The 23,165-nt window shown below is 50.0% G+C and carries 22 protein-coding genes and 1 other annotated feature; of the genes, 16 read left to right on the top strand and 6 right to left on the bottom strand.

Annotation, left to right across the window (positions count from 1 at the left end):
• Window positions 1-46: 46 nt before the first annotated feature.
• A complete protein-coding gene (locus ACSFXJ_RS13795) occupies window positions 47-988 on the bottom strand; it encodes a serine hydrolase domain-containing protein (protein ID WP_435920929.1) in 942 nt (313 codons plus the stop codon).
• Window positions 989-1,119: 131 nt separating this feature from the next.
• On the opposite strand from ACSFXJ_RS13795, the gene ACSFXJ_RS13790 reads away from it, so the two are divergent.
• From ACSFXJ_RS13790 to ACSFXJ_RS13770, 5 genes are all read left to right on the top strand, one after another.
• Window positions 1,120-1,842: a YebC/PmpR family DNA-binding transcriptional regulator gene (locus ACSFXJ_RS13790; protein ID WP_435920928.1), complete on the top strand. Its 723-nt coding sequence runs from the start codon at window positions 1,120-1,122 to the stop codon at window positions 1,840-1,842.
• Between the two features lie 300 nt (window positions 1,843-2,142).
• Window positions 2,143-3,972 (top strand): UbiD family decarboxylase, encoded by a 1,830-nt coding sequence (locus ACSFXJ_RS13785; protein ID WP_435920927.1) that lies wholly within the window; start codon window positions 2,143-2,145, stop codon window positions 3,970-3,972.
• Window positions 3,973-4,120: 148 nt separating this feature from the next.
• Window positions 4,121-5,899 carry a DUF5050 domain-containing protein gene (locus ACSFXJ_RS13780; protein WP_435920926.1) on the top strand — a complete coding sequence of 593 codons (1,779 nt, stop codon included), beginning with the start codon at window positions 4,121-4,123 and terminating at the stop codon, window positions 5,897-5,899.
• A gap of 58 nt (window positions 5,900-5,957) precedes the next feature.
• Window positions 5,958-6,260 carry an ArsR/SmtB family transcription factor gene (locus tag ACSFXJ_RS13775; protein WP_435920925.1) on the top strand — a complete coding sequence of 101 codons (303 nt, stop codon included), beginning with the start codon at window positions 5,958-5,960 and terminating at the stop codon, window positions 6,258-6,260.
• Between the two features lie 151 nt (window positions 6,261-6,411).
• The gene (locus ACSFXJ_RS13770) at window positions 6,412-7,593 is read left to right on the top strand and encodes an MFS transporter (protein WP_435920924.1); all 1,182 of its coding nucleotides are present in this window, start codon (window positions 6,412-6,414) and stop codon (window positions 7,591-7,593) included.
• A 69-nt stretch (window positions 7,594-7,662) separates the two neighbouring features.
• Here ACSFXJ_RS13770 and ACSFXJ_RS13765 read toward each other — a convergent pair whose 3' ends face one another.
• Genes ACSFXJ_RS13765 through ACSFXJ_RS13755 form a run of 3 tightly spaced genes read right to left on the bottom strand, consistent with a single transcriptional unit; the run spans window position 7,663 to window position 10,849 of the window.
• Entirely contained in the window at window positions 7,663-8,535 is an 873-nt protein-coding gene (locus ACSFXJ_RS13765) for a carbohydrate ABC transporter permease (RefSeq protein ID WP_435920923.1), read from the bottom strand.
• 22 nt (window positions 8,536-8,557) lie between these two features.
• A complete protein-coding gene (locus ACSFXJ_RS13760; protein WP_435920922.1) occupies window positions 8,558-9,454 on the bottom strand; it encodes a carbohydrate ABC transporter permease in 897 nt (298 codons plus the stop codon).
• 54 nt (window positions 9,455-9,508) lie between these two features.
• Window positions 9,509-10,849, bottom strand: coding sequence for an ABC transporter substrate-binding protein (locus ACSFXJ_RS13755; RefSeq protein WP_435920921.1), 1,341 nt, complete (start codon window positions 10,847-10,849; stop codon window positions 9,509-9,511).
• Between the two features lie 223 nt (window positions 10,850-11,072).
• Here ACSFXJ_RS13755 and ACSFXJ_RS13750 point away from each other — a divergent pair, with 223 nt between their 5' ends.
• From ACSFXJ_RS13750 to ACSFXJ_RS13725, 6 genes are all read left to right on the top strand, one after another.
• Window positions 11,073-11,870, top strand: coding sequence for an FAD-binding protein (locus ACSFXJ_RS13750; RefSeq protein WP_435920920.1), 798 nt, complete (start codon window positions 11,073-11,075; stop codon window positions 11,868-11,870).
• Window positions 11,871-11,885: 15 nt separating this feature from the next.
• Complete coding sequence (locus ACSFXJ_RS13745) at window positions 11,886-12,077, top strand: hypothetical protein (RefSeq protein ID WP_435925763.1); 192 nt, start codon at window positions 11,886-11,888, stop codon at window positions 12,075-12,077.
• A gap of 183 nt (window positions 12,078-12,260) precedes the next feature.
• Window positions 12,261-14,705, top strand: a complete 2,445-nt coding sequence (locus ACSFXJ_RS13740) for a heavy metal translocating P-type ATPase (protein WP_435920919.1) — start codon at window positions 12,261-12,263, stop codon at window positions 14,703-14,705.
• Between the two features lie 64 nt (window positions 14,706-14,769).
• Entirely contained in the window at window positions 14,770-15,408 is a 639-nt protein-coding gene (locus ACSFXJ_RS13735) for a nitrite reductase (protein WP_435920918.1), read from the top strand.
• 144 nt (window positions 15,409-15,552) lie between these two features.
• On the top strand, window positions 15,553-16,014 hold the full coding sequence (locus ACSFXJ_RS13730) for a GNAT family N-acetyltransferase (protein ID WP_435920917.1): 462 nt from the start codon (window positions 15,553-15,555) through the stop codon (window positions 16,012-16,014).
• A 94-nt stretch (window positions 16,015-16,108) separates the two neighbouring features.
• Window positions 16,109-16,285 carry a transcriptional regulator gene (locus ACSFXJ_RS13725; protein ID WP_435920916.1) on the top strand — a complete coding sequence of 59 codons (177 nt, stop codon included), beginning with the start codon at window positions 16,109-16,111 and terminating at the stop codon, window positions 16,283-16,285.
• Between the two features lie 81 nt (window positions 16,286-16,366).
• On the opposite strand, the gene ACSFXJ_RS13720 is transcribed toward ACSFXJ_RS13725, so the two are convergent.
• A complete protein-coding gene (locus ACSFXJ_RS13720) occupies window positions 16,367-17,233 on the bottom strand; it encodes a phosphosulfolactate synthase (protein WP_435920915.1) in 867 nt (288 codons plus the stop codon).
• Between the two features lie 112 nt (window positions 17,234-17,345).
• Window positions 17,346-18,647 carry an MFS transporter gene (locus ACSFXJ_RS13715; protein ID WP_435920914.1) on the bottom strand — a complete coding sequence of 434 codons (1,302 nt, stop codon included), beginning with the start codon at window positions 18,645-18,647 and terminating at the stop codon, window positions 17,346-17,348.
• A gap of 138 nt (window positions 18,648-18,785) precedes the next feature.
• On the opposite strand from ACSFXJ_RS13715, the gene ACSFXJ_RS13710 reads away from it, so the two are divergent.
• The 5 genes from ACSFXJ_RS13710 (at window position 18,786) to ACSFXJ_RS13690 (ending at window position 23,157) form a co-directional block, all read left to right on the top strand.
• Entirely contained in the window at window positions 18,786-19,505 is a 720-nt protein-coding gene (locus ACSFXJ_RS13710) for a 2-phosphosulfolactate phosphatase (protein WP_435920913.1), read from the top strand.
• A 109-nt stretch (window positions 19,506-19,614) separates the two neighbouring features.
• Window positions 19,615-20,091: a heme-degrading domain-containing protein gene (locus ACSFXJ_RS13705; protein ID WP_435920912.1), complete on the top strand. Its 477-nt coding sequence runs from the start codon at window positions 19,615-19,617 to the stop codon at window positions 20,089-20,091.
• A 48-nt stretch (window positions 20,092-20,139) separates the two neighbouring features.
• Window positions 20,140-20,408 (top strand) — a binding site (T-box leader).
• Window positions 20,409-20,502: 94 nt separating this feature from the next.
• Window positions 20,503-21,588, top strand: a complete 1,086-nt coding sequence (asd, locus tag ACSFXJ_RS13700; RefSeq protein ID WP_435920911.1) for an aspartate-semialdehyde dehydrogenase — start codon at window positions 20,503-20,505, stop codon at window positions 21,586-21,588.
• A gap of 127 nt (window positions 21,589-21,715) precedes the next feature.
• Window positions 21,716-22,327 (top strand): hypothetical protein, encoded by a 612-nt coding sequence (locus ACSFXJ_RS13695; RefSeq protein ID WP_435920910.1) that lies wholly within the window; start codon window positions 21,716-21,718, stop codon window positions 22,325-22,327.
• Window positions 22,328-22,359: 32 nt separating this feature from the next.
• A complete protein-coding gene (locus ACSFXJ_RS13690; protein ID WP_435920909.1) occupies window positions 22,360-23,157 on the top strand; it encodes an alpha/beta fold hydrolase in 798 nt (265 codons plus the stop codon).
• The last annotated feature ends 8 nt before the right edge of the window (window positions 23,158-23,165 follow it).

Below are 23,165 nucleotides of genomic sequence, written 5' to 3'. Positions count from 1 at the left end.
AAGCTGCCGCTTAAAGCAGATTGTCTGCTTGAGGCGGCAGCTTTTTTCAACGTAACAATAAAGGCGCGATGTGCTGCCGGAATACATCCACATGATGATGCTTCTTTTGCTGCTTATCGTTCGACAAGACGACTACTGTTGAAAGTGACGGAACGACATGGATGTATTGGCCACCGTATCCGCGAGCGTAAAAATAATCGAAACCTTTTTCGCTATGGTTTCCGTTGGGATCCGGATATCTATCGGTCCACCAGTGCCAGGCATAACAGCCTCGGCGAGGCGGTTCGGTATTTATTGCGGGTTGAACGGCTGCCGACACCATGGTTCTCGAAATCAGCGCTTTATTTTCCCATTCTCCGTTTTGCAGAAAAAGCTGCCCGAATTTGAGCATGTCCCGGGGGCGGAGCCACAGTCCGAATCCTCCGGTGTGAATGCCTTGCGGATCGCATTCCCATTTATATTCGTCAATGCCGAGCGGGCCGAATAAATTCTGGTCTGCGTAGCGGGTCACGGACATTCCGGTTGCTTGGACGAGAATGGCGGACAGCAGCTGCGAGACTCCGGAGTTGTATTCCATTCGCGTCCCCGGCGGGTCGGATAAAGGCCGCTCCAGAACGAATTCAATCCAATCGGGGGATCGGGTCATACGGGGAAAAGAATTTTGCCCGCCGAACTCGGTCCAATCGAAGCCGGCGGTCATCGTCAACAGATGTTTCAGCGTTATCGTTTGTTTCAGAGGGTCCGGATCGGCGGCGAGGCGGGGAAAGAACTCGGTAATCCGGGTTTCCGCCGGAGGAAGCAGCCCTTGATCCATCGCGATACAGATGAGCGCGGACAGCACGCTTTTTGTGCAGGAATTGATTTTGGCGATATCATTGGCGGCTTGGGAATCCCGTTCGTATTCGAATGCGTTTCGCCCGTCGGCGTTAATGAGACAGCTTCTTAGGTCAAGTGAGGCAAGAATCTCGGTGAGTTTGGTCCAGTTCATAGGTTCCTTCCTTTTGTTCGCAAGGTGATAATCGTATTTTACCCCGAATCGTATGAGGAACATAGTTTTTTCAATGACGGATATGGTGTTATAATAGAAAACGAAAATTTTATATAGAAAGCAGGTACACCATGGGTCGTAAATGGAACAATATTAAAGAAAAGAAAGCTTCGAAGGATGCAAATACAAGCCGCGTCTACGCTAAATTCGGCGTGGAGATTTACGTGGCGGCCAAAAAGGGCGAACCTGATCCCGAATCGAACCGCGCTTTGAAGGTCGTCCTGGAACGGGCAAAAACATACAACGTACCTAAAGCAATCATCGATCGGGCGCTGGACAAAGCGAAAGGCAGCGGGGAGGAAACCTACGAGGAGCTTCGCTATGAAGGATTTGGCCCGAACGGCTCCATGCTGATCGTAGACGCTTTGACCAATAATGTGAACCGTACCGCGGCTGCCGTACGTTCCGCTTTTAACAAAAACGGCGGAAATATGGGGGTCAGCGGGTCGGTTGCTTACATGTTCGACCAAACGGCCGTCATCGGCGTCGCAAATAAGACCCTGGATGAAGTGTTCGAACTGATGATGGAAGCTAATCTGGAAGTCCGCGACATCGTGGAAGAAGAGGACAACGTGATCGTTTACGCGGAGCCGGATCAATTCCACGAAGTCCAGGAAGCGTTCAAACAAGCGGGCATTACGGAATTTACCGTCGCCGAGTTGACGATGCTGGCTCAAAACTATATCGAGCTGCCGGCCGAATCCGTGCCTCAATTCGAGAAATTGATCGACGCATTGGAAGACCTGGAAGACGTGCAGCAGGTTTATCATAACGTTGAATTTGATGAAGAGTAATATAAAAAGGAATCGTGGTGCGGAGGATGTACTCTGCACCGTTTTTCTTTCATTGGAAAAAATCCAATGAATGACGAGAAATTGGCCTTACATTTTCCGCGGACGGCTACTGATTGGAGAATGTCCAATCAAGCAAGCGATAAAGTTTGGTTGGATTTTATCCAATGAGCAGATCAGGCCTGGAGGTTTTGGATTTATTCGGTTGATACATGTGCTGAACTAGATTATTCTAGTACTGAGTGCGCTTTTATAAGTATGAACTTTATAGCATAACGTCAATAGAAATGGAGCAAAACCTTTATGTACCGCAATTTGGAGCAATGTATCATCGATTTGGAAAAACACGGCCATCTCGTTCGGATTCGCGAAGAAGTGGACCCTTATCTCGAAATGGCGGCAATCCATTTAAGAGTGTATGAAGCCGGAGGACCGGCTCTCTTGTTTGAAAACGTAAAAGGCTCCAAGTTCCGGGCGGCGTCCAATCTTTTCGGGACGATGGAGCGGAGTAAATTCATATTCAGAAAAACGTGGAATCGCACGCAAAATATCATCGCCCTGCGGAATAACCCTTTGTCCGCGTTGAAAACTCCGTTCAAAAGCTTCGGCACCGGGCTTTCGGCTTTGACGGCTTTGCCGATGAAGCAATCGTTCGGCCGTCAGGTTACCGCGCAGGAAATCAAAATATCGGATCTTCCGCTGATTCAGCATTGGCCTATGGACGGAGGGGCATTTGTCACGCTTCCTCAAGTGTATACGGAGGACCCTGACAAACCTGGGATCATGAATTCGAATCTTGGCATGTATCGGATTCAACTCAGCGGGAACTCTTACGATCAGGATCATGAGATCGGCGTTCACTACCAAATTCACCGCGGAATCGGTATCCATCAGGACAAGGCGAACAAGCGGGGAATGCCGCTCAAGGTAAGCTGCTTTGTCGGCGGTCCGCCGGCGCATACTTTATCCGCCGTGATGCCGCTGCCGGAAGGGCTTAGTGAGCTGACGGTCGCTGGAATGCTGTCAGGCCGCCGATTCCGTTACAGTTATGTGGACGGATTCTGTATCAGCAATGACGCGGACTTTGTGATTACCGGCGAAATCCATTCGGGTGAAACCAAACCGGAAGGGCCCTTCGGGGACCATTTGGGTTATTACAGCCTGGTGCACCAATTCCCGATGATGCGGGTACATAAAGTTTACGCCAGACCGAACGCGATTTGGCCGTTTACCGTCGTCGGAAGACCTCCGCAGGAGGATACTTCGTTCGGCGAACTCATTCACGAATTGACCGGAGATGCGGTCCGTCAAGAGATCCCCGGTGTCAAAGAGGTTCATGCGGTTGATGCGGCCGGGGTTCATCCGCTATTGTTCGCCATCGGAAGCGAGCGTTATACCCCTTATCAAGATGTGAAACGTCCGGCGGAGCTGCTGACGATCGCCAACCGGATTCTGGGAACAGGGCAGTTAAGCTTGGCCAAATACCTTTTCATTACGGCTGAAGATCAAATTCCGCTCGATACGCACAAGGAAGCCGACTTTATGGCGTACATTCTGGAACGGATCGATTTACAACGGGATATTCATTTTCAAACCAATACGACGATCGACACGCTCGACTATTCGGGAACCGGCCTCAACAGCGGCAGCAAAGTCGTGTTCGCGGCCTACGGCGACAAGAAAAGAGAGCTTTGCCGGGAGGTTCCGGAATCGCTCGCCCAGATTCGCGGTTTCGAAAATCCACGGTTGATCATGCCTGGCGTGGTGGCAATTCAGGCAAACCCGTTCGTCAGCTATGCTAAGGCGAGAGAGGAATTTGAAACGCTTGGACAAGCGTTGGCCGAGCGGGGCGGAATGGATGGATGCCCGATGATCATTGTTTGTGACGATAGTTCGTTCGTAAGCCAAACGTTAGGGAACTTCCTATGGGTTACATTTACGCGGAGCAATCCATCTCATGATATTCACGGTGTGAACAGCTTCTACAAAGATAAGCACTGGGGTTGCGATAACGTAATTATTGACGCGCGGAGCAAGCCTCATCAAGCTCCTCCATTGGTGCCGGATGCGGGCGTGGAGAAAAGGATCGACCGCCTGTTCGCCAAAGGCGGCAGCCTGAGCGGAATTTTGTAAAATGATCAAAACATTCGAATAGCGTTATATAAGCATGGGCCATCTCGGTCTGTGCTTTTATTTTTTCAGTGCAAAACGGAAAAGGAAAACTTTTACTGCGGGTCTTGCGTCTATCTATTCATACGGTTCAATAGACGGAGGTTTTTTGATGAAGAAAATTATCATTATGATACTTGCGGGAATGCTCTCTTTAACTGGCATGCTTTCGGGAGCCGATGCGGCGGAGAAAAAAGGCTTGAAAACACTGGACGAAGCAATCGGAGAAACCGTGATTATTCCGTTCGATTACCAAGGGAAAGCACTTAATCGTGGAGTATTGTACGAGCGGTATCAGGAGTATCAGCTTGCACAAAAAAACGGTTCCGTGCTTGTGCCCATCCGACTGATGGGCGAACTGGCATCATATGCCGATGCAAATAATGGCGAATGGGAAGCGGTGTGGAAGGCTAAAAGCCCGGATGTTGTCATTTTGCAAAATGTTGCGCTCAAAAAATCGGTTACCTTCACCTTAAACAGCAAAATGATGAAGGTTAACGGTAAAGACTACAAGATGGAGGTAGCTCCGCAAAAAGTGAACGGGCGAATCATGCTTCCGCTGCGAAGCGCAGCCGTAGCGATCGGCAAACAGATCCAGTGGCTCGACGGACTGATCATCATCGGTGATGAGGAGCTGGACTTGAAAGCTCCGAAAACGTCAACCTTGAAGGATCAAATCTTCAAGTTATTGACGGATCCTCGTAAACCCGTCGATTCTGAAAAAAACGGGACACCGCTAATGAAAAACGGCAACACATTGTATTTTTACAAAGCCGCCTATACAAATATGGGGGCTACCATGCAATTATTTAAGCAAACTGACGGCCGAAAACCGGAGCCGGTGAAACTTCAGGGCAATCCGTATATTAGCGAAACGAAAACGATGGGGAACGAGATGTTTTATGTTACCGTCGTGGATGGCCAATCATGGTTGTACTCGTTTAGCTTCGACACCGGGAATTCCGGAAAAATCGGCCCGATCAAATCGTGGGTACCCGGATTTGGCTGGATAGGTGAAATCCGCTCCATCGACAATGAATTATATATCATTCTTCATGTCGGTGATTTGACGATGGGCGGCGAGTCCTTGTATAAAATTGAGAACGGATCTCTGACCGAGATAAGCTCTGCTAAGAGCTTCATCAACTATATCAAAACGGATATCGGGATCATTACTTCCGAATTTTCCCCGATGGATCCAAGTTCCCCGAACCTAAACCTAAACGATCCATTGACGGGTGAATCCAGTGCCTATGGACAAACAGGCTATACTTACGGTTTGAACAGGCATATCAGCGGGGAAAGCAGCGGTTATTCTTACAGTAGCGGGATGTTTGAGAAGGATGGTTACTTGTATCTGGTCGGTTACAAAGAAGACGATCTGCAAGAAACGGGTTCCATTTACAAAATAAACCTTGCTGACCGGACGCAGACCAAACTGGTTTCATCGGTAGAGTCGTTTTGGCTGGAAAATAACCGAATTTACTACTTCGACTCCGGCACGGGATATTTGAACAGCGTAGGGCTGGACGGAACGAACAACGTAACTTTGGCGAAAAGAAAAGTACTTCAAACGAATTTTTACAACGGATCGGTTTACTACACGGCAGCTTCGAAATCGGATAAAGTTTCATTCCAAGGAGAACTGTACCGCTATAATCTTAAGACCGGGCAGGAAACAAAGTTGAGCAACCAGCCGGTTCATACTCTTTTCTCGGGAAAGACGGGCTTCTATTATGTTTCGGACGGCATCAGCCCCGGGATTTACAAAATCGGATCGGACGGTAAAAGCATACGGTTGGTTAAGGATCGGATCCATTCGGCGATATTGACCGATTCCGGAATGATTTATACCTTGTTATATAGCGGAGGAATCTATACGACAAAATAAATGGTGTGAATTGAAACTTAAAATTGACATATCGGAAATTATCGATATAATAAAATTTATGAAACCCATCGATATTTTCAAAGCGCTGTCCAATGAGTCAAGACTGCAAATTTTGCAATGGCTCAAAGACCCGGATCGAAACTTTATACCCCATGAAGGGATTGATATGAACGAAATAGGGGTATGCGTCAGCCAGATCACGGACAAATTGCAAATGACGCAGTCTACGGCTTCCCAGTATTTAACGATACTGCAAAAGGCCGGTCTCATTAAAACCCGACGGATCGGAAAGTTTACGTATTACCAGCGGGACGAGGAGGCTATTTCTCGAATCGCGGAAATTTTGAAACAAGAGATTTAATTGAACCTGGGTTCTTGGGGAAGAATCCAGGTTACTTTTCCGCCTAACAATTCGATGTTTCGCGATATGTCATATTTTATTGTTATTCATATCGATATATCTCGAAATATCTTTATATAAATTATAGTTTATCTTTAAGGAGTGGAACAGTTTGAGTAAGGCGTGGAAGATTTACGTTTTGGCTATCGTTAGCTTTCTGGTGGGAACTTCGGAATACATCATCTCCGGGATTTTGGACAAAATTGCGGAAGATCTGGATATTACATTAGCGGCGGCAGGACAGTTAATTACGATTTTTTCGCTTGTATATGCCGTCGGCACGCCAATCCTTATGGCATTATCGGGGCGTTTGGACCGGCGTAAATTAATCGTTTTCGCTCTCGGCGTTTTTGTGGCCGGAAACCTGCTGGCTTTTGCGCTGCCCGGATACGGGCCGTTTATTGCCGCTCGAATCATTATGGCGCTTGGTGCGGGGATGGTTGTCGTTACCGCATTGAACATCGCCGCGAAAATCGCCCCCGAAGGCAGGCAAGCGGGTTCGATCGCCACGGTGGTGATGGGCTTTACCGCCTCATTGATCATCGGGGTTCCGATCGGCAGATGGGTGTCAAACGCCATCGGCTGGAAAGCCGTATTCGGCGGTATAGCGCTGCTGGGACTTGCCGCTATGGTCATCCTTTGGTTAACTCTTCCGCAAACGGAAGGCGATAAACCGGTTCCGCTGAAGCGGCAATTAGCCTTGTTGAAAAATCCGAAAGTAGCTCTCGGCCTCGGAATCACATTTTTTTGGCTGGGCGGTTATTCGATCGCTTATACGTATTTATCCCCCTATCTGCTGCAGGTATCGGGCATCGGCGAACATATGCTCAGTCCGGCGTTGCTGGCCTTCGGGATCGCAAGCCTCATCGGTTCAAAATTCGGCGGATTTAGTACGGACAAATGGGGGGCCACCTATACGCTTATTGGAGGTATGTTGCTTCATATCGCAATGCTGGTACTGCTATCCGTCTTTTCCGGTGCTCCGGTCGCTGTACTGATACTGCTCGTCTTATGGTCCTTCGCTGCCTGGTCTTCCGGGCCGACCCAGCAGTATAACATGACGACTCTCAACCCGGCGTCTTCCGGTGTTTTGCTGGGGCTTAATCAATCGATGATGCAGCTGGCCATGGCAGCGGGTGCCGCCGTCGGGGGCGTTGCGGTCGAAAAAGTATCCCTGTCCTCCGTTACCTGGTTCGGTGCGATCGGGGTGGCGATTGCGGTTGTCGCTGCCGTAAAGCTGTCGCAAAGCGCGTCTAATGCAGCTCCGACATCCGCTTTGACGAAAACGGAATGACAAAAAGCCGGAAAAGAATGACGATTTTTTGGCATGAAAAAAGAGGGGATGAATGCCCCTCTTTTTTTGTTATCCCTTTACAGCCCCTTCGGTCAAGCCCTTTTGAATGTACTTGGAAATGAACAGGTACACGATCAAAACCGGAATTACGGTAAGGGAGACGGCGGTGGCCATCAGTCCGAAATCCGTGCCGTACTGGGAGCTGATTTCATTGAGCAAAGCGACGATCGGCCGCACATTTTCTTTATTGACGAATATCAGAGCCGAAAACAGGTCGTTGTAAGACCAGAGGAATACGAAGATGCTGGCTGAAGCGAATACCGGCCTGGAGATCGGAACAAACAGTTTTACGAACATCTGTAAACGGTTAGCTCCGTCGACAAATCCGGCTTCCTCCAATTCTTTCGGGATGGTTGCCATGTACCCGGCCATGACCAGGATGGCAAAAGTCAGATTACCTGCCGTATGTGGCAGAATCAATCCCCAATAGGTATTTACCAAGTCGGTCTTGATCAGAAGCTCGTAAACCGGTACGACCGTGGCGAAAGCCGGGATTAACAGGGTCGCGTAAAGCAAAGAGTAAATCGCCCGTTTGCCTTTGAACTGAAACCGGGAAAGAACATAGGCGGCCAATCCTCCGAAAATGAGCACCAGAAGCACGGTGCTTCCCGACATAATGATGCTGTTAATATAGCTTTTGCCGATATTGATCCGGTCAAAAGCGTTCGTATAATTGACCATGACCGGCTCCCAGGCAATACCGAACGAGTCGTTCATGACATCCCGTGAAACCTTAAACGAATTGTTTACGATCCAGAATAACGGATAAATCGTGGTCATGGCCCAGGCCGTCAAAATAATATAGTTGATCGCGGTGCCGATTCGAAACCGCCCGGATGATCCCCGATTGACCCGGGGTTCCGCAGAAATGGTTGGCTGCATGTTGAACACCCCTAATATCGCTTTAGTAAGTAATTTCTTCCCGTTTCATGAGCCGGTTGGCGACCATCGCGAGCACGACCCCGAAAACGACCATATAAATGGCCACGGCGGAGCCGTATCCGAAATTTTGGTCGACCAGCGCCTTTTTGTACATGTAAGTGCCCAGTACTTCCGTTCCGTTCTGGCCCTTGGCGATAACCCAAACGAATTCAAATACTTTTAACGTTCCGGTAATGGCAAGAGTAATGACGACTTTGATATCGCTAAGAATGAGGGGGATCGTCAGCATTACGGTTCGCTTGAACGGGCCGATCCCTTCCAGGCGGGCCGCCTCGTAATAGTCCGACGGGATTTTCGACATCGCGGTAAGGAACAGAATGAAGTAGAACCCGACATAGTGCCAAACCGTAGGAATGGCGACCGCCCGGAGCGCATTGCCTTCATCGAGCCAGAGTATTTTTTCGATACCGAAGTTCGCCAGCAAGCTGTTCAGAAGACCAAAGTTGTAGTTGTAAAATAGAACGAACAATAGGGAGATCGCGGTGCCGGAAATGACGACCGGGAAAAAGAATACCGTCCTGTACACGCTTTGCAGTTTGCCGATGCTTTCAACAAGTACGGCCAACACCAAAGCGATGCCTACCTGAAAAACTATGACGTAAAGCATGAGCTCCAGCGTGTGGAGTGTCGCCTGGCCAAGGAGATTATCGGAAAACAGCCGGGTAAAGTTGTCCCAACCGACAAATTTCTTATCAAAAAAGCCTTTCGTCCGGAAAAAGCTCAAGTACACGCTTTTGAAGAACGGATAGTATAAAAACATTGACATCAGTACCGCGGACGGGAGGAGAAACAGGAAGATGTACTTGCGGTCACCCTTCATATTCATCACCTTTGCCTGTGGAATTATGGATAGGTTCATAAACGGCTACGCCGTCCCGAAATAAATCCGGGGCGGCGTACAACCGTGAATCGATTATTTCTTGTTGGCGTCCTCGACTTTCTTGGCGCTCTCGATCGCTTCGGTAGGACTTTTCTTGCCGGTAACAACCTGCTGAACGCTGGCGCGCAGGTCGGAGAACGTCTCCGGAGAAACTTTGCTATCGACAGGCGCATTGATGGAGTTTGCTTTCGCCGCCATGGCAAACCCGTCAAGCGCGACTTGCGCTAAACCGGTCACCTCGACGTCAGCCGCAGGCGTACCGCCGTTCGCGGAGGCGATTTTCTGGATGCTCTGCGGTGAAGTCAAATGTTTCAACAGTTCAATGACCGTGTCCTTTTTGGCAGCATCGTCATAGGCGGCTTTGGAGACATAGAAGCCGGATCCGAATCCGCCGACAATGTCGTTTCCGCTTCCGGCTCCGCCAGGAACCGTAGGGAACGGAAGTACAGTCGTGTTGTCGCGGGTTGCGTCGCTCCAGCCGCCGATCGCCCATGAGCCTTCGATCGTCATGGCGGCGAGTCCTTCGCTGTAATAGTTGCCGGACATGCTCAAATCAATCGTCGCGGCGTCTTTCGGGAAGGCGCCCAAGTCATACAGTTCCTTCATGGCGGAGTAAGCTTTCTCCCAGTTCGGGTCGATGCCGTCGGCAAGCCCTTTGTTTTGGCCTTCAGGACCGGCGGCGGAAAGAATCGTATGCTCAATCAAATAATGCGATTGGTCGAAAGGTACGGAAAGCGGAATGATGCCTTTGGCCGACAAGGTTTTGACCGCCGTCGTCAGCTTATCCCAGTCGGTCGGCAATTCCAGACCGTTCTCCTCAAAAATTTTCTTGTTTACGAAGAGGCCCTCATAAAACCCTGTGAGCGGTGCGGCATAAATGTTGCCGTCCTTTTGGGTCGCCAGTTTCAGGGCGTCGGGCAAAAATCCGTTTTTCCAATCCGGATTCTCATCCAGGATCGAATTCAGCGGCACGACTTTGCCTGCGTTGACGAAGCCTTCGGCATCCGCGCCGATAAAGTAGAACAACAGATCGGGTTCGTTGCCGCTGGTCATGTCGGTGTTGACCTTGGTCCGGAATCCATCGTCATTTGCCGACATCGTATCGTTTTCTACGGTGACATTCGGATTTGCGGCAACAAATTCGTCGATCGCGGCTTGGAAAGCCTCGCGTGCGGCGTCCGTGCCTCCGAATGTTGAGAAGACGCGAAGCTTCACGGGATCCGCTTCTTTGACCTCCTCTTTCTTCGAGTCGTTTGTCGTGGCAGCGTTTTCATTTGCAGGTGCGCTAGTGTTCGTATTCTTGTTTCCGCAAGCGGCAAGAAACATGGAGAACACAAACATGATGCTCAGCAGTAAGAATGAATACCTTTTCAAAAGAAATCCCCCCAGTTTAATTTGTTTCCTTATGCGGTTCTGGCTGGTTAGCCTGAGTGTAAACGATCCTGGAAGAATCATGTAGGGGGACATATTTATAAAAAGGGGATAAAATCTTATCATTCGAATGATTGCAAATTGCTTCAGACGAATTCATACTATACATTGTTGTATATTTTTTATGCTTGATGGCCAGGGGCCTAGCATCAGGAAGGAGTTAAGCATGGATCTGGCTTGCCTACGCAAAGATCAATTGTTATCCGATTACTCAACATATGAAATAGGCGGAAGCGCGCGCTTTTTGGCGCTGCCCCGTAAAGACGCCGAGATCGTGGAGGTGCTGGAAGCGGCGCATTCCGGCGGACTTAGGCCGTTTTTTTTCGGAATGGGATCCAACCTTTTGTTTCCCGATCATCCGGATCGCGAGACGGTGTATATCAGTACCCGCTCACATCTGGATATCTCTTTGAACGACGACCGGCTGCATGTGTCGGCGGGGACACCGATGTCCTTATTGGCATTGGCCGGAGCCGTGATCGGTACCGGAGATTTCGATTTCTGCTACCTGCTTCCCGGCACGTTTGGGGGCGGGGTATATATGAACGCAAAGTATTTCGACCATCATATCAGCGATTACTTGACCAAGGTCTATTATGTGGATTTGGACGATATCGGCAAAAACATAAAAACGATTGATGTCGAAGCGTGCGAATACGGATACAAAACGTCCATTTTTCAACGGAAGAACTGGTTCATTACCGGAGCGGACTTGCAATTAAAGCAGCGGCCGCAGCGGCCGGAAGCATTGGAACCTTTTCTTCGCGGATTGGATAGAGCTGTCGTGGAAAAATCGAGTCTGAGCGTATTTGTAGCGCACTATATGGATTATTTAAACGGACTTAAGGCGGAGAAAAGCCCCTCCGTGGCCGCGATGGAGGGTATCATTGCCGACCGTACGGGAAAAAGTCATTTCGATTATCCGTCCTGCGGGTCAGTTTTCAAAAACAACTATTCCGTCTGAGAGCCGGTCGGCAAGCTGGCGGACCGTTTGGGACTCCGGGGAACGGAACGCGGAAACGCGATGATTTCGCCGGTGCACGGGAATGTGATTCAAAACCGCGGCGGTGCCAAAGCGGAGGATGTATTGTATTTGATTTCGCTGGTGCAGGAGAAGATCGACCGGAATTTCGGTTTTGTGCCGGAGCCGGAAGTGGTTATCGTAACTTAATTGTGGAAATCTTACGGATAAAAAGGGACAGCCTGAATCATCATGAAAGAAGATGCTCGGGCTGTTTTTTTAATATCAGAAAATATAGGGTACGGGGGTTTAGTAAAAAAGAGTTGACTAATATAGGGTAGGGGGGTATATTAGTGACAGGAAATAAAAGATGCATGACGAGGAGGAAGCAACATGGACGCATCCGTTGCTGCAAATAAGGATTCCCAAAGTAAACAGGCTACATTGCAAATCGCCGGAATGACTTGCGCCGCTTGCGCGAATCGGATTGAAAAAGGGCTCAATAAGCTGGATGGTGTCTCGAATGCGAATGTGAACTTCGCCTTGGAGAAAGCAAGCGTTGCCTACGATCCTTCCAAAGTGGATGTTCAGAGCATGGAAGCGACGATCAAAAAACTGGGCTACGATACGGTGAAGGAAACCGTAGATTTCAAACTGGAAGGCATGACTTGCGCGGCATGCGCCAACCGGATCGAGAAAGGACTCCGGAAGCTTCCGGGCGTTACGGACGCGAACGTAAACTTTGCGTTAGAAACCGCGCACGTGGAATATTCGCCGGCAGAAATTACCGTACCGGACATGCAAAACAAGGTAAAACAGCTTGGTTATAAAGCTATAACTAAGCAAGAGAGCGAACAAAAAGGAGACCATAAGCAATCGGAAGTGCGTCGGCAAAAACTGAAGCTGCTGATCTCGGCAATTCTTGCATTTCCGTTGCTGTGGACGATGGTGGGCCATTTCTCCTTTACATCTTGGCTCTATACACCGGAGCTTTTCATGAATCCCTGGTTTCAGCTGATTCTGGCAACGCCGGTTCAGTTTATTATCGGAGCTACCTTCTATATCGGTGCCTATAAAGCGCTCCGGAACGGTAGTGCCAATATGGATGTGCTGGTATCGCTCGGAACATCGGCTGCTTATTTCTACAGTTTGTATCTAACCTTGGTTTGGGCGGCCGAAGGGGGCAGCATGCATCACGGACCATCCCTGTATTACGAGACTAGCGCGGTCCTCATTACCCTCGTAATTATGGGGAAATTGTTCGAATCGCTTGCCAAAGGCCGTACATCGGAAGCCATCAAATCATTGATGGGTTTACAGGCCAAAACGGCTTTGGTCGTTCGTGACGGTCAGGAACTTACCGTTCCGGTGGAGGAAGTGCTTGCCGGGGACATCGTACTGGTCCGCCCTGGCGAAAAAGTGCCGGTGGACGGAGAAGTGCTGGAAGGCGTCTCCTCGGTAGACGAATCGATGCTGACCGGGGAAAGTTTGCCTGTGGAAAAGAAAGCCGGAGATGCCGTCATTGGCGCGACCATCAATAAAAACGGAATGCTCCGCATCAAGGCGACCCGTGTCGGGAAGGAAACCGCCCTCGCGCAAATCATCAAGGTCGTTGAGGAAGCGCAAGGATCGAAAGCACCGATACAGCGCGTGGCTGACGTGATTTCCGGCATTTTCGTGCCGATCGTGGTCGGTATCGCCGTCGTCGCTTTCCTGGTATGGTACTTCTTTGTGACACCAGGTGACTTTGCGGAAGCTTTGGAGAAGGCGATCGCCGTGCTGGTTATCGCATGCCCTTGTGCGCTCGGATTGGCCACACCGACATCCATTATGGCGGGATCAGGACGGGCGGCCGAACTCGGCATTTTGTTCAAGGGCGGTGAGCACTTGGAGCAAACGCATAAGATCAATGCGATTATTCTCGACAAAACCGGGACGGTGACGAAGGGGAAACCGGAATTGACGGATGTGCTGCCGGAAGGCGATGAACGTGAATTTCTGTCCCTGGTTGGCGCAGCGGAGAAAAATTCGGAGCATCCGCTTGCCGAAGCGATTGTAGCCGGGATTCGCGACAAAAATATCGCTCTCGCCGAAACGGATACGTTCGAGGCGATCCCGGGCTACGGTATTCAAGCCACTGTTGAAGGAAAGTTGATTCTCGTAGGGACACGACGGTTGATGGAGAAGTTTGGCGTGGAAGCAAAGCAGGCTTATGAAACGATGTCACGGCTTGAGGAGGACGGCAAAACCGCGATGTTGGCCGCTATTGACGGCCGGTATGCGGGGATGGTCGCGGTGGCGGATACCATTAAAGAGACTTCGAAAGCCGCGGTCGGCCGGCTGAAAGAAATGGGAATACAGGTTATCATGATTACGGGCGATAATGAGCGGACGGCGAAAGCTATCGCTGCTCAGGTCGGTATCGATCATGTTCGGGCCGAAGTGCTTCCGGAAGGAAAGGCGGAGGAAGTAAGAAAGCTGCAGGAAGACGGCAAAGTCGTCGCCATGGTCGGGGACGGGATCAATGATGCACCGGCCTTGGCAACCGCGGACATCGGAATGGCGATCGGTACCGGGACGGATGTGGCGATGGAAGCGGCCGATGTGACACTGATGCGGGGCGATTTGTCGAGCATTCCCGACGCAATCTATATGAGCCGTAAAACGATGACGAACATAAGACAGAATCTGTTCTGGGCTTTAGGATACAATACGCTCGGAATTCCGGTAGCCGCCATCGGGTTGCTTGCTCCTTGGGTAGCGGGAGCTGCCATGGCATTGAGTTCGGTGTCCGTCGTGCTTAACGCGCTTCGCCTGCAGCGCGTCAAAATACGGTAACCTTCGACAAAATTAATCATATTAATTGTTTTCTTTAATGGCATTAATTATAAGGGAGCGGCTTATGAAAGATTACGTTAAAATCGCCGTCGCCCCTCCTGTTCAGGAGGGCGGCAGCCTGTTTACCCCGAAACAGCTGGTTACGATCGGGAACCTTGCAGGACCGGAAGCGGCTGTCGAAATGACGGGATTCAAGCAGCTTTATGTTGAAGTGCCCAGGGAAGACGAGGCGGGCATCAGAAGGGAGCTCGAAAGCTCGGGGCTGGAGGTGTACCCGGCAGGCTTTGTGACCAAAAGCTTGATCGCCTGCCAATTTTGCAAAGGAGCTGAAGAGGCGGGTTTGAATACGGCCAAAGCGTTAAATTTGGCCATAGCGGGAATTGAAACACCCGCTCCGTTAAAAATCGGTTATGCCGGATGCGCCCTGGGAACGAGCGAGCCGTTGCTCAAGGATATCGGCGTCGTCAAAATGAGGGACACCTTCGATATTTATGTCGGGGGCGATCCAAAAGGGCTTAAAGCGAAGTTTGCGAGCAAGCTTCTCACCGGGGTCACGGAGGAAGAGGTTATAAAAGCAGTAACCGTCCTTATTCATTTTTATAAGACAAATGCCAAACCAAAGGAAAAATTCAGCAGATTTGTGGACAGAATTTCGCTTGAACGCCTTGAGGCCTTATTCGAAAACACCGAAATCGCAACGTAATGATAGGGAAATAAAAATCCGGGCCGAAAAAATGCCCGGATTTTTTGTTTCGGAAAATCAAATCGGCAGCGTTTGCTGGTATAATTCATCCTTAAGACGAATTACAGAAAAAGTTAAACCAAAATTAGATTCGGAGTGATGGAGATGGAATTACGCATAAAAGTGGACGATTTGACGGGGCCGGACATTGCCCGGCTGATTGAAGAGCATTTGAACAGTATGACTTTGCATTCGCCGCCCGAAAGCATCCATGCTTTGGATCTCGAGAAATTGAAAAAGCCGGAGATCACATTCTGGAGCGCATGGATCGGGGATGAATTAGCAGGAATGGGCGCCGTTAAGGAACTGGATCCGGAACACGGAGAGATTAAATCGATGAGGACCGAAACCAAGCATTTGAAAAAGGGAGTGGCTCTTGCGATCCTTGAACATATTATCGAGGAATCACGTAAACGCGGATACCTGCGGCTTAGTCTGGAGACAGGCTCTATGGATGCCTTCCTGCCTGCCAGGAGGCTGTACGAGAAATGCGGGTTCGAGTACTGCGGCCCCTTTTCGGATTACGTCGAGGACCCCTACAGCATGTTTATGACGAAGTCGTTATAATCTGTTTCCATTTCTGAACGTTTTGCGAACTGCCTCCCGTTGGGAACGAAGGTTTGATATGTTATTGTCAAAACCAAGATTGGAGGTGAATTCCATGAGCGTGAAGGAACAGGTTTTGGATGCGATGCGAAAGGCTGGAAAACCCGTAACCGCAGGCGAAGTGGAGCAGTTGACCGGTTTGGACCGGAAGGAGATCGATAAAGCATTCAAAGATCTGAAGAAGGAAGAAGCGATCACTTCTCCGGTTCGCTGCAAATGGGAGCCGGTTTAAACCCTACATAAAATTCAATGATTCCAAAGAAAAAAGCCCGTTACTTCACGAACGGGCTTTTTTGAGGCAAGGAGCCCCAAATCAAATGACATACACGAATTCTTGCTCCTCTTGTCTTTGGATTCCGAATTCGAACGTATCCTGGCGAAGTCCGCGGCGCATCGTTTCCAGGGCCAGCACATCACCGGGATGGATATTGCCCAAATGCACCCCCGGACCGAAACGCCGAAGCAGCATGGCCTGCTGGTTCTTTAACGGAGCCTCCCACATCAGCTTGCCGGGATCCGAAATGAATTTTAGGCAGTCGTCGATGACTTCGGTACGACAATCTCCCTTTTCATCGAAAATGCCCACGCCTATGCCGGACTCCCGGGCTTCAACCGTCAACAGGTCCGCGCCGGCCTTCAGATCCGCTTCCAGCGTTTCGGCAAGTTTGGCGGCATCCACGAGGGAACCCGATATCTTTTTGCCATACTCCGTAAACACTTGAAGCCCGCGTTCTTTGCCCTCCCGAATCAATTCACCGCGTTTGGACCTTGGCAATTCGATCGTACCGTCGGAAACTTCAATGGCATCGAAACCGAGTTTGCACACGGTATTAAAGAAAGAAGGGACGACATCTTGCTGCACGGCCGTTTCCAGAAGGGTGCCTCCGGGCATCACTTTGATTCCGAGCCTTTTCGCCAAATCGATCTTGTACATCAGAAGGTCCGTTTTGTATAGGGGCGCCGTACCAAAACCAAATTTAATGCAAGTGATAAAGTCCGAGGACGTCTCCATTAAATCCGTAAAAGAGTTCCTGCCCAGGCCTTTGTCAATGACCATCGTCAATCCGTAACCGGAGGCGGGGGAAGCGTTTCGGGCCGCCCTGCTCGTCACGGATGGTATGCGAAGTCCGCTTGGGTCACACAGCTCCTGCGGCCAGACTGTACGTAAGGAACTTTTCATTTTGGGAATCTCCTCAATTCTTTTTGACTTTTCGTCATCCAGGTGACACTGGTATCATATGCGACTTGATTCCGGCATGTGCCCAATGCAAACGTTGTGAAAAGCTCGGCTTTTAAGCTATTTTGCGTGGAGGTTTGATCAAAAAGAAGACCAGACCCAGCGTTATAAGCGATAGGGCGGAGACCGTAATAAATACGATCCGGTCCGATTTGTCCATCATCCATCCGAATAAGGGAGGACCGGCCGCAACGCCCAAAAACCGCAGGCAGTTGTAAAGGGACGTGATCATCCCGCGTTCGCTTTTTTGCACGGCCCCCGTGATGATCGTGTTGAGGCAGGGAAGAAGCAAACCCGTGCCGATGCTGCTTATGGTCAGTAGGCCGATAAAAACAAAAATGTTCTTGAATGCGAATATGGTTGCCGCGAGCGACACCGTCATGGCAATCAGCCCGATATTCATCAGCCAGCGAATAAGAAGCCCCTTTTTCTTGATGAGAGATCCTGTCGTATAAGAGGTGATCACCATGCCCAACAAAGGAATCGCCAGGACCAACCCTTTCATAACCCCGTCGATTTCGTAAGGTTTGTCTTCAAGAATATTTGATAAATAGAACAATACGCCGAACAAAATAAACAGGCCCAATGACCCGGCAAAAAACGCGGTGATCAGCCAGCGGCCCTTTTCCTTGAAAACTTCGCCGATTTTCCCCAAGTACTTTTTCAATTCCTGCTTTTGACTGCGTTTCGGTTCCTTGATCAAAAAAATGACGGCCACCAGCGAGATGGCGCAAAATACGGGGAACGCAAAAAAGGAAGCGTACCACACGATCAGCATCAGCAACGATCCGATAATGGGGCTCAGCACTTTGCCTGCCCCGTTGGAGGCTTCAATCAGCCCCAACGCTTGGCTTTCCGTCCCGCCTTCGTAGAGATCCCCCACCAGTGCCATGGCAATCGGAGCTGTCCCGGCGGCGGCAAGCCCTTGGATCGCTCTGGCGGCGATAATAACGGCGTAAGAATCCCATATGGCACCGAACCCGGCCAGAATGCCCGCTCCCCCATAAACGATGAGGGCCGGAACAATAATGATTTTACGGCCGAAACGGTCCGACAGATAACCGATTACCGGAATGAAGATTCCCGCGGCTAGCGAAAAAATGGTAATAATCAGGCTGCTCTGGAACTTGCTGATTCCCAGCTCCCTTTGCATATCGGGAAGTACCGGAACGAGCATGGAATTGCCAAACACGAGCACGATCGGAATCGTGGCCAGGGCGACGTATTCCCAGATTCGGCCCTTTGAGCCGGATGTTTTTTTCGTTTTGGCCTTATTGCCGTGTTCAGTTTCATGATCGGAAATTTCGATATCGCTTTGAAAAGCAATGTTCAGTTTGCGTGATTTGGTCTTTTCCATTTCACTGCTCCTCGGACAAATAATTGGTCTACCTCATTATTTGCTATCCACGATGGATGTATTCCGAAAGGCCAGGACTTTACTGGCAAGCACCAGCGGGGTACCGGTCAATATACTGTGATTAGGGAGGAGGCGTTTATGAACATAGAGATCATTCAGGGGCATGAGATCGGATCGGGCGGCGCGGACGTCCATGTAGTCATCGATGTCATTCGTGCCTTTGCGGTTGCGCATGCCGCCTTTTTGAACGGGGTCCGGGGAATCGTGCTTGCGGAGACCGTGGAAGAGGCGGTTCGGATCAAAACCAACCATCCTGATTACATTTTGGCAGGGGAGGTTCGCGGGCTGCCTATAGAAGGATTTGAGCTGGATAATTCGCCAACACGGATGCTCAATTTCAATATCGGCGGCAAGCATCTCATCCAAAAAACGACCAACGGGGTCACGGCGACGCTTCGTGCAATGAATGCTAAACATGTTTTTGTGACGGGATTTACGAATGCGCGAACTACGGCAGAGTACATTAAAGACTCTTTGCTGAAACGTCATCCATCCATGAAAATCGGCCTGATCGCTTCCCATCCGACGGGAGACGATGATTTGGCCTGTGCGGAATATATTGCCGGCATTCTTGAAAACAAGTCCGTTTCCGCCGAACGATTCATTGAGCGCATTAACGGATCCGAAGCGGCTCGGAAGTTTTTTGACCCAGGCCAGCCTTCATTCCCGGAGGAGGACATCGCATTTTGTACCCGTGAGTTGAAGTCCGACTTCGTCATGAGAGTCACCCGAAACGAGAAATATGCGGTCGTGGGAAAAGACTTCGTCGACACCAATACAACTGTGGCGATCTATTGACGAATAGCGATAGTTGTTTTATTCTTGTGCAGATTTTTTATCCAGTGATATAATTTTGGAAAAATCGCATTCAGTCCGCTGAATGTCGCTGTGGGAGAGGTTACGCTAAATGACGAACATGCAAATTCAACAAATGGAGCAGGAGGAAATCGAACTTCGCTTCAAGCATTTCACGAACGAAACGGCGCTTCAAGCGGGTCTGGCCATCGTGGAGGAAGCCAAGAGCCGCAGCAAAAATATCACTGTAGAAATATATCGCTCGGGACAAAGACTGTTTGCCCACGCCATGGAGGGGACGTCCAAAGACAATGAGGATTGGATTCGCCGCAAGAACAACGTAGTCAACCATTTTGGAAAAAGCTCCTGGCATGTGGCTCTCCGACTTCGTGAGGAAGGAAAGTCGCTGGAGAATGATTACGGGTTGCCTCTTGCGGATTATGTAGGGGCAGGCGGCGGATTTCCGCTGTACGTCGAAGGGGAAGGGCTTGTAGGCACCATCACGGTTTCGGGTCTGTCCGATCAGGAGGATCATGATTTGCTGATTGCGGGGCTAAGGAATTTCCTGATCCGCCATAATGTAGTATAGAATTGGGGTTTACGTCAGCTTGATTATCTGATATTATTATCGCAATATTGAAATGCGAAGATGAGACGAGTAAATAAATCGGTTCTTTTCCAGAGAGCTCCGGTCCGCTGAAAAGGAGTAAAGGATCATTTATTGAATAAAGACTCAGAGCAGCGCATCGGAACTTGTGTATGGGCGGGGATGGTGCGACAGGGGCTCCTGTTACAGAGCTAGAGTATAAGCGGGCAAATTCGGCCACGCCGTACTCGAAGAGGCGGGTATGGCGACATATCGGCGAACTCAGGGTGGTACCGCGGGTAATAAATCTCGTCCCTAAGACTTATGTCTTGGGGGTGGGATTTTTTTGTTCCGACCCGATGAATGGAATTGTTTATTTGATCATCTTTATTTTTGAAGGGAGATTTAAATAGCATGTCACAAAAACTTAAAGTAGGTATCGTGGGCGGAACCGGTATGGTCGGCCAGCGTTTCATGCAGTTGTTGGATGGGCATCCGTGGTTCCAGGTCACAACTATCGCGGCAAGCAAAAATTCGGCGGGCAAAACGTATGAGGAATCCGTTCAGGGCAGATGGAAGCTGGAAACTCCGATTCCGGAGCAAGTGAAAAGCATCGTCGTTCAGGACGCCGCAGAAGTGGAAAAGGTCGCGGCCGAGGTCGATTTTATTTTTTGCGCGGTAGATATGAAAAAGAATGAAATTCAGGCGCTTGAAGAAGCCTATGCGAAGACGGGAACACCGGTTGTATCCAACAATTCGGCTCACCGTTGGACACCGGACGTGCCGATGGTCATTCCGGAAATCAATCCGGGACACATCGAGATCATCGAAGCGCAAAGAAAACGGTTGGGCACCAAAACCGGTTTTATCGCCGTAAAGCCAAACTGTTCCATTCAGAGTTATGTCCCGGCACTTCATGCCTTGCTCGACTTTAAGCCGACGAATGTCGTCGCTTCCACGTATCAAGCGATCTCCGGGGCGGGCAAGAACTTCACCGATTGGCCTGAAATGCTGGATAATGTGATTCCGTATATCGGCGGGGAAGAAGAGAAGAGCGAGCAGGAACCGCTTCGCATCTGGGGCAGTATCGCAAACGGCGAAATCGTGAAGGCTAGCGCCCCTCTGATTACGACGCAATGTATTCGGGTTCCGGTTACCGACGGGCATTTGGCTACCGTGTTCGTCTCTTTCGAGAACAAACCTTCAAAGGAAGAGATCCTGGCACGTTGGCGGAATTTCGCAGGCCGTCCGCAGGAGTTGAATCTGCCTAGCGCGCCTAAGCAGTTCATCACCTATTTTGAAGAAGAAAACAGACCTCAGACGAAACTGGACCGCGATATCGAGCGCGGCATGGGCGTCTCCGTGGGCCGGCTTCGCGAAGACTCCCTCTATGATTTCAAATTTGTCGGCCTGTCGCACAATACGCTTCGCGGCGCAGCCGGAGGCGCGGTGCTGATCGCCGAATTGTTGAAAGCAGAAGGGTATATTCAGCCGAAGTAATTTAATAGGAAATCTATCCCGCCGATAACGGCGGGATTTTTTCTTTGATTACTGATTGTTGGGTCAAAGGTCCTTATGGTAATCTAGTGGAATAGCGTCTATTTTACTATGGGGTGAAAGAATCAACATGAAAACACTGAATTTGATTTTGTCTTTTTTGTTGGCGATGATGATCTCGTTTCTCGTAGGGGTTTATGCCGCGCCGCACATCCAATTGGGGGCATTGAACCGTGCGGCAGACACCGGTGCCGAAACGAATCCGCCAAAGGCGCCCGATCTTCGAGAAGGATTCCAGCCGGCTTCAAACGGTACGGACACCGGGGACAATGCAGCCTCCGACAACGATTCATCAGCCCAAACTGCCGCGGAAGTAACAACCGGCGGAATAATCGGAGAACCGATCACGTTTAATTACAACACCAACAGTGCGGATGGAATCAGGGTTACCTGGGAAGGCAGAAACCTGACCGGCAAAACCATTAATTATTATACGGCGGAACTTAGCACGTTTAACCGGGTAGGGGATCCGTCGTACGATCAGCATTCCGGAGAAAGCACGTTTTCGCTGAAATATGTGGGTCCGATTGAACCGGATGGGGATATGATTTTATTCGACTTATTTACATATCAAGGCGCGCTCCACAAGATAAAAATCGACAAGTTCCACCTCCAGTTTAGCGACGGAACGACCGAAACGATCGATTACGGTTATGAGACTACTGACGACGGCGGGGTCTAGCTTGAGACGTCGGGAAGGAGGGGGCAGAAGAAATGTCCAGAATCAATGAAGGTCAAGCTGCCGCACGGGCAAAACAGGGCTCGCGTCGATGGCGGAAAATTACGGCCTGGTCCTTGGCAGCCGTTGCCGTATTACTCATCGGCCTTGCGGTTGCCTTGAAAATGCTCACTTATGAACCTCTTGAACAGGCAGAAGCGGCCATGAAAAGCGACAATAAAGTAACGGTCAGCAAGGTGAGTAATGGTTATCGATTCGAGCCAGCCGAAACGGAGGCGATGGAGCCGAATGTTATTTTTTATCCCGGCGGCTTGGTAGAGCCGGAGAGCTATTCGCTTTTTGCCCGGAAGCTGGCGGAGTCGGGGCATCGCGTTTACATGGCATCCATGCCTCTTAACCTCGCCATGTTCGGAATGAACCATGCGGATTCGTTCATCGGGGAGCATCCGGGAGAGAAATACGTGATTGGCGGGCATTCCTTGGGAGGCGTATTCGGTGCCCGATTTGCCGCCAAGCATCCGGATGCCATTTCAGGCGTGTATTTCCTTGCGTCCTATGCTGATGATGGTGGGGACTTAAGCGGTTCGGATCTGTCGGCGCTGCAAATTACGGGAACCAAGGACGGAGTTCTAAATCGGAGCGCCTGGGAAGATTCCAAGAAAAATCTGCCCGCAAACACGTCATTCGTATCGATCGATGGCGGCAATCATGGGCAATTCGGCGCCTACGGCATGCAAAAAGGGGATCACGCCGCGTCCATCACTGCAGAGGAGCAATTAGAAGCCGTGATTAAAGCCATGGAAGAATGGCTTCAACAGGTCGGTGAAAAATAATCGCGACT

Origin of the sequence: Paenibacillus salivarius (genome assembly GCF_051307165.1) — a bacterium.
GTDB lineage: Bacteria > Bacillota > Bacilli > Paenibacillales > Paenibacillaceae > Fontibacillus.
The sequence above is the reverse complement of the archived record's forward strand: the minus strand, read 5'-3'. Positions and strand labels throughout refer to the sequence as shown.

Bases quoted from the DNA above. Each gene is read 5' to 3' on its own strand.
- ACSFXJ_RS13795 (WP_435920929.1), bottom strand. From the start codon at position 988: ATGAACTGGACCAAACTCACCGAGATTCTTGCCTCACTTGACCTAAGA.
- ACSFXJ_RS13790 (WP_435920928.1), top strand. From the start codon at position 1,120: ATGGGTCGTAAATGGAACAATATTAAAGAAAAGAAAGCTTCGAAGGAT.
- ACSFXJ_RS13785 (WP_435920927.1), top strand. From the start codon at position 2,143: ATGTACCGCAATTTGGAGCAATGTATCATCGATTTGGAAAAACACGGC.
- ACSFXJ_RS13780 (WP_435920926.1), top strand. From the start codon at position 4,121: ATGAAGAAAATTATCATTATGATACTTGCGGGAATGCTCTCTTTAACT.
- ACSFXJ_RS13775 (WP_435920925.1), top strand. From the start codon at position 5,958: ATGAAACCCATCGATATTTTCAAAGCGCTGTCCAATGAGTCAAGACTG.
- ACSFXJ_RS13765 (WP_435920923.1), bottom strand. From the start codon at position 8,535: ATGCAGCCAACCATTTCTGCGGAACCCCGGGTCAATCGGGGATCATCC.
- ACSFXJ_RS13760 (WP_435920922.1), bottom strand. From the start codon at position 9,454: ATGAACCTATCCATAATTCCACAGGCAAAGGTGATGAATATGAAGGGT.
- ACSFXJ_RS13750 (WP_435920920.1), top strand. From the start codon at position 11,073: ATGGATCTGGCTTGCCTACGCAAAGATCAATTGTTATCCGATTACTCA.
- ACSFXJ_RS13740 (WP_435920919.1), top strand. From the start codon at position 12,261: ATGGACGCATCCGTTGCTGCAAATAAGGATTCCCAAAGTAAACAGGCT.
- ACSFXJ_RS13735 (WP_435920918.1), top strand. From the start codon at position 14,770: ATGAAAGATTACGTTAAAATCGCCGTCGCCCCTCCTGTTCAGGAGGGC.
- ACSFXJ_RS13730 (WP_435920917.1), top strand. From the start codon at position 15,553: ATGGAATTACGCATAAAAGTGGACGATTTGACGGGGCCGGACATTGCC.
- ACSFXJ_RS13725 (WP_435920916.1), top strand. From the start codon at position 16,109: ATGAGCGTGAAGGAACAGGTTTTGGATGCGATGCGAAAGGCTGGAAAA.
- ACSFXJ_RS13720 (WP_435920915.1), bottom strand. From the start codon at position 17,233: ATGAAAAGTTCCTTACGTACAGTCTGGCCGCAGGAGCTGTGTGACCCA.
- ACSFXJ_RS13715 (WP_435920914.1), bottom strand. From the start codon at position 18,647: ATGGAAAAGACCAAATCACGCAAACTGAACATTGCTTTTCAAAGCGAT.
- ACSFXJ_RS13710 (WP_435920913.1), top strand. From the start codon at position 18,786: ATGAACATAGAGATCATTCAGGGGCATGAGATCGGATCGGGCGGCGCG.
- ACSFXJ_RS13705 (WP_435920912.1), top strand. From the start codon at position 19,615: ATGACGAACATGCAAATTCAACAAATGGAGCAGGAGGAAATCGAACTT.
- asd (WP_435920911.1), top strand. From the start codon at position 20,503: ATGTCACAAAAACTTAAAGTAGGTATCGTGGGCGGAACCGGTATGGTC.
- ACSFXJ_RS13695 (WP_435920910.1), top strand. From the start codon at position 21,716: ATGAAAACACTGAATTTGATTTTGTCTTTTTTGTTGGCGATGATGATC.
- ACSFXJ_RS13690 (WP_435920909.1), top strand. From the start codon at position 22,360: ATGTCCAGAATCAATGAAGGTCAAGCTGCCGCACGGGCAAAACAGGGC.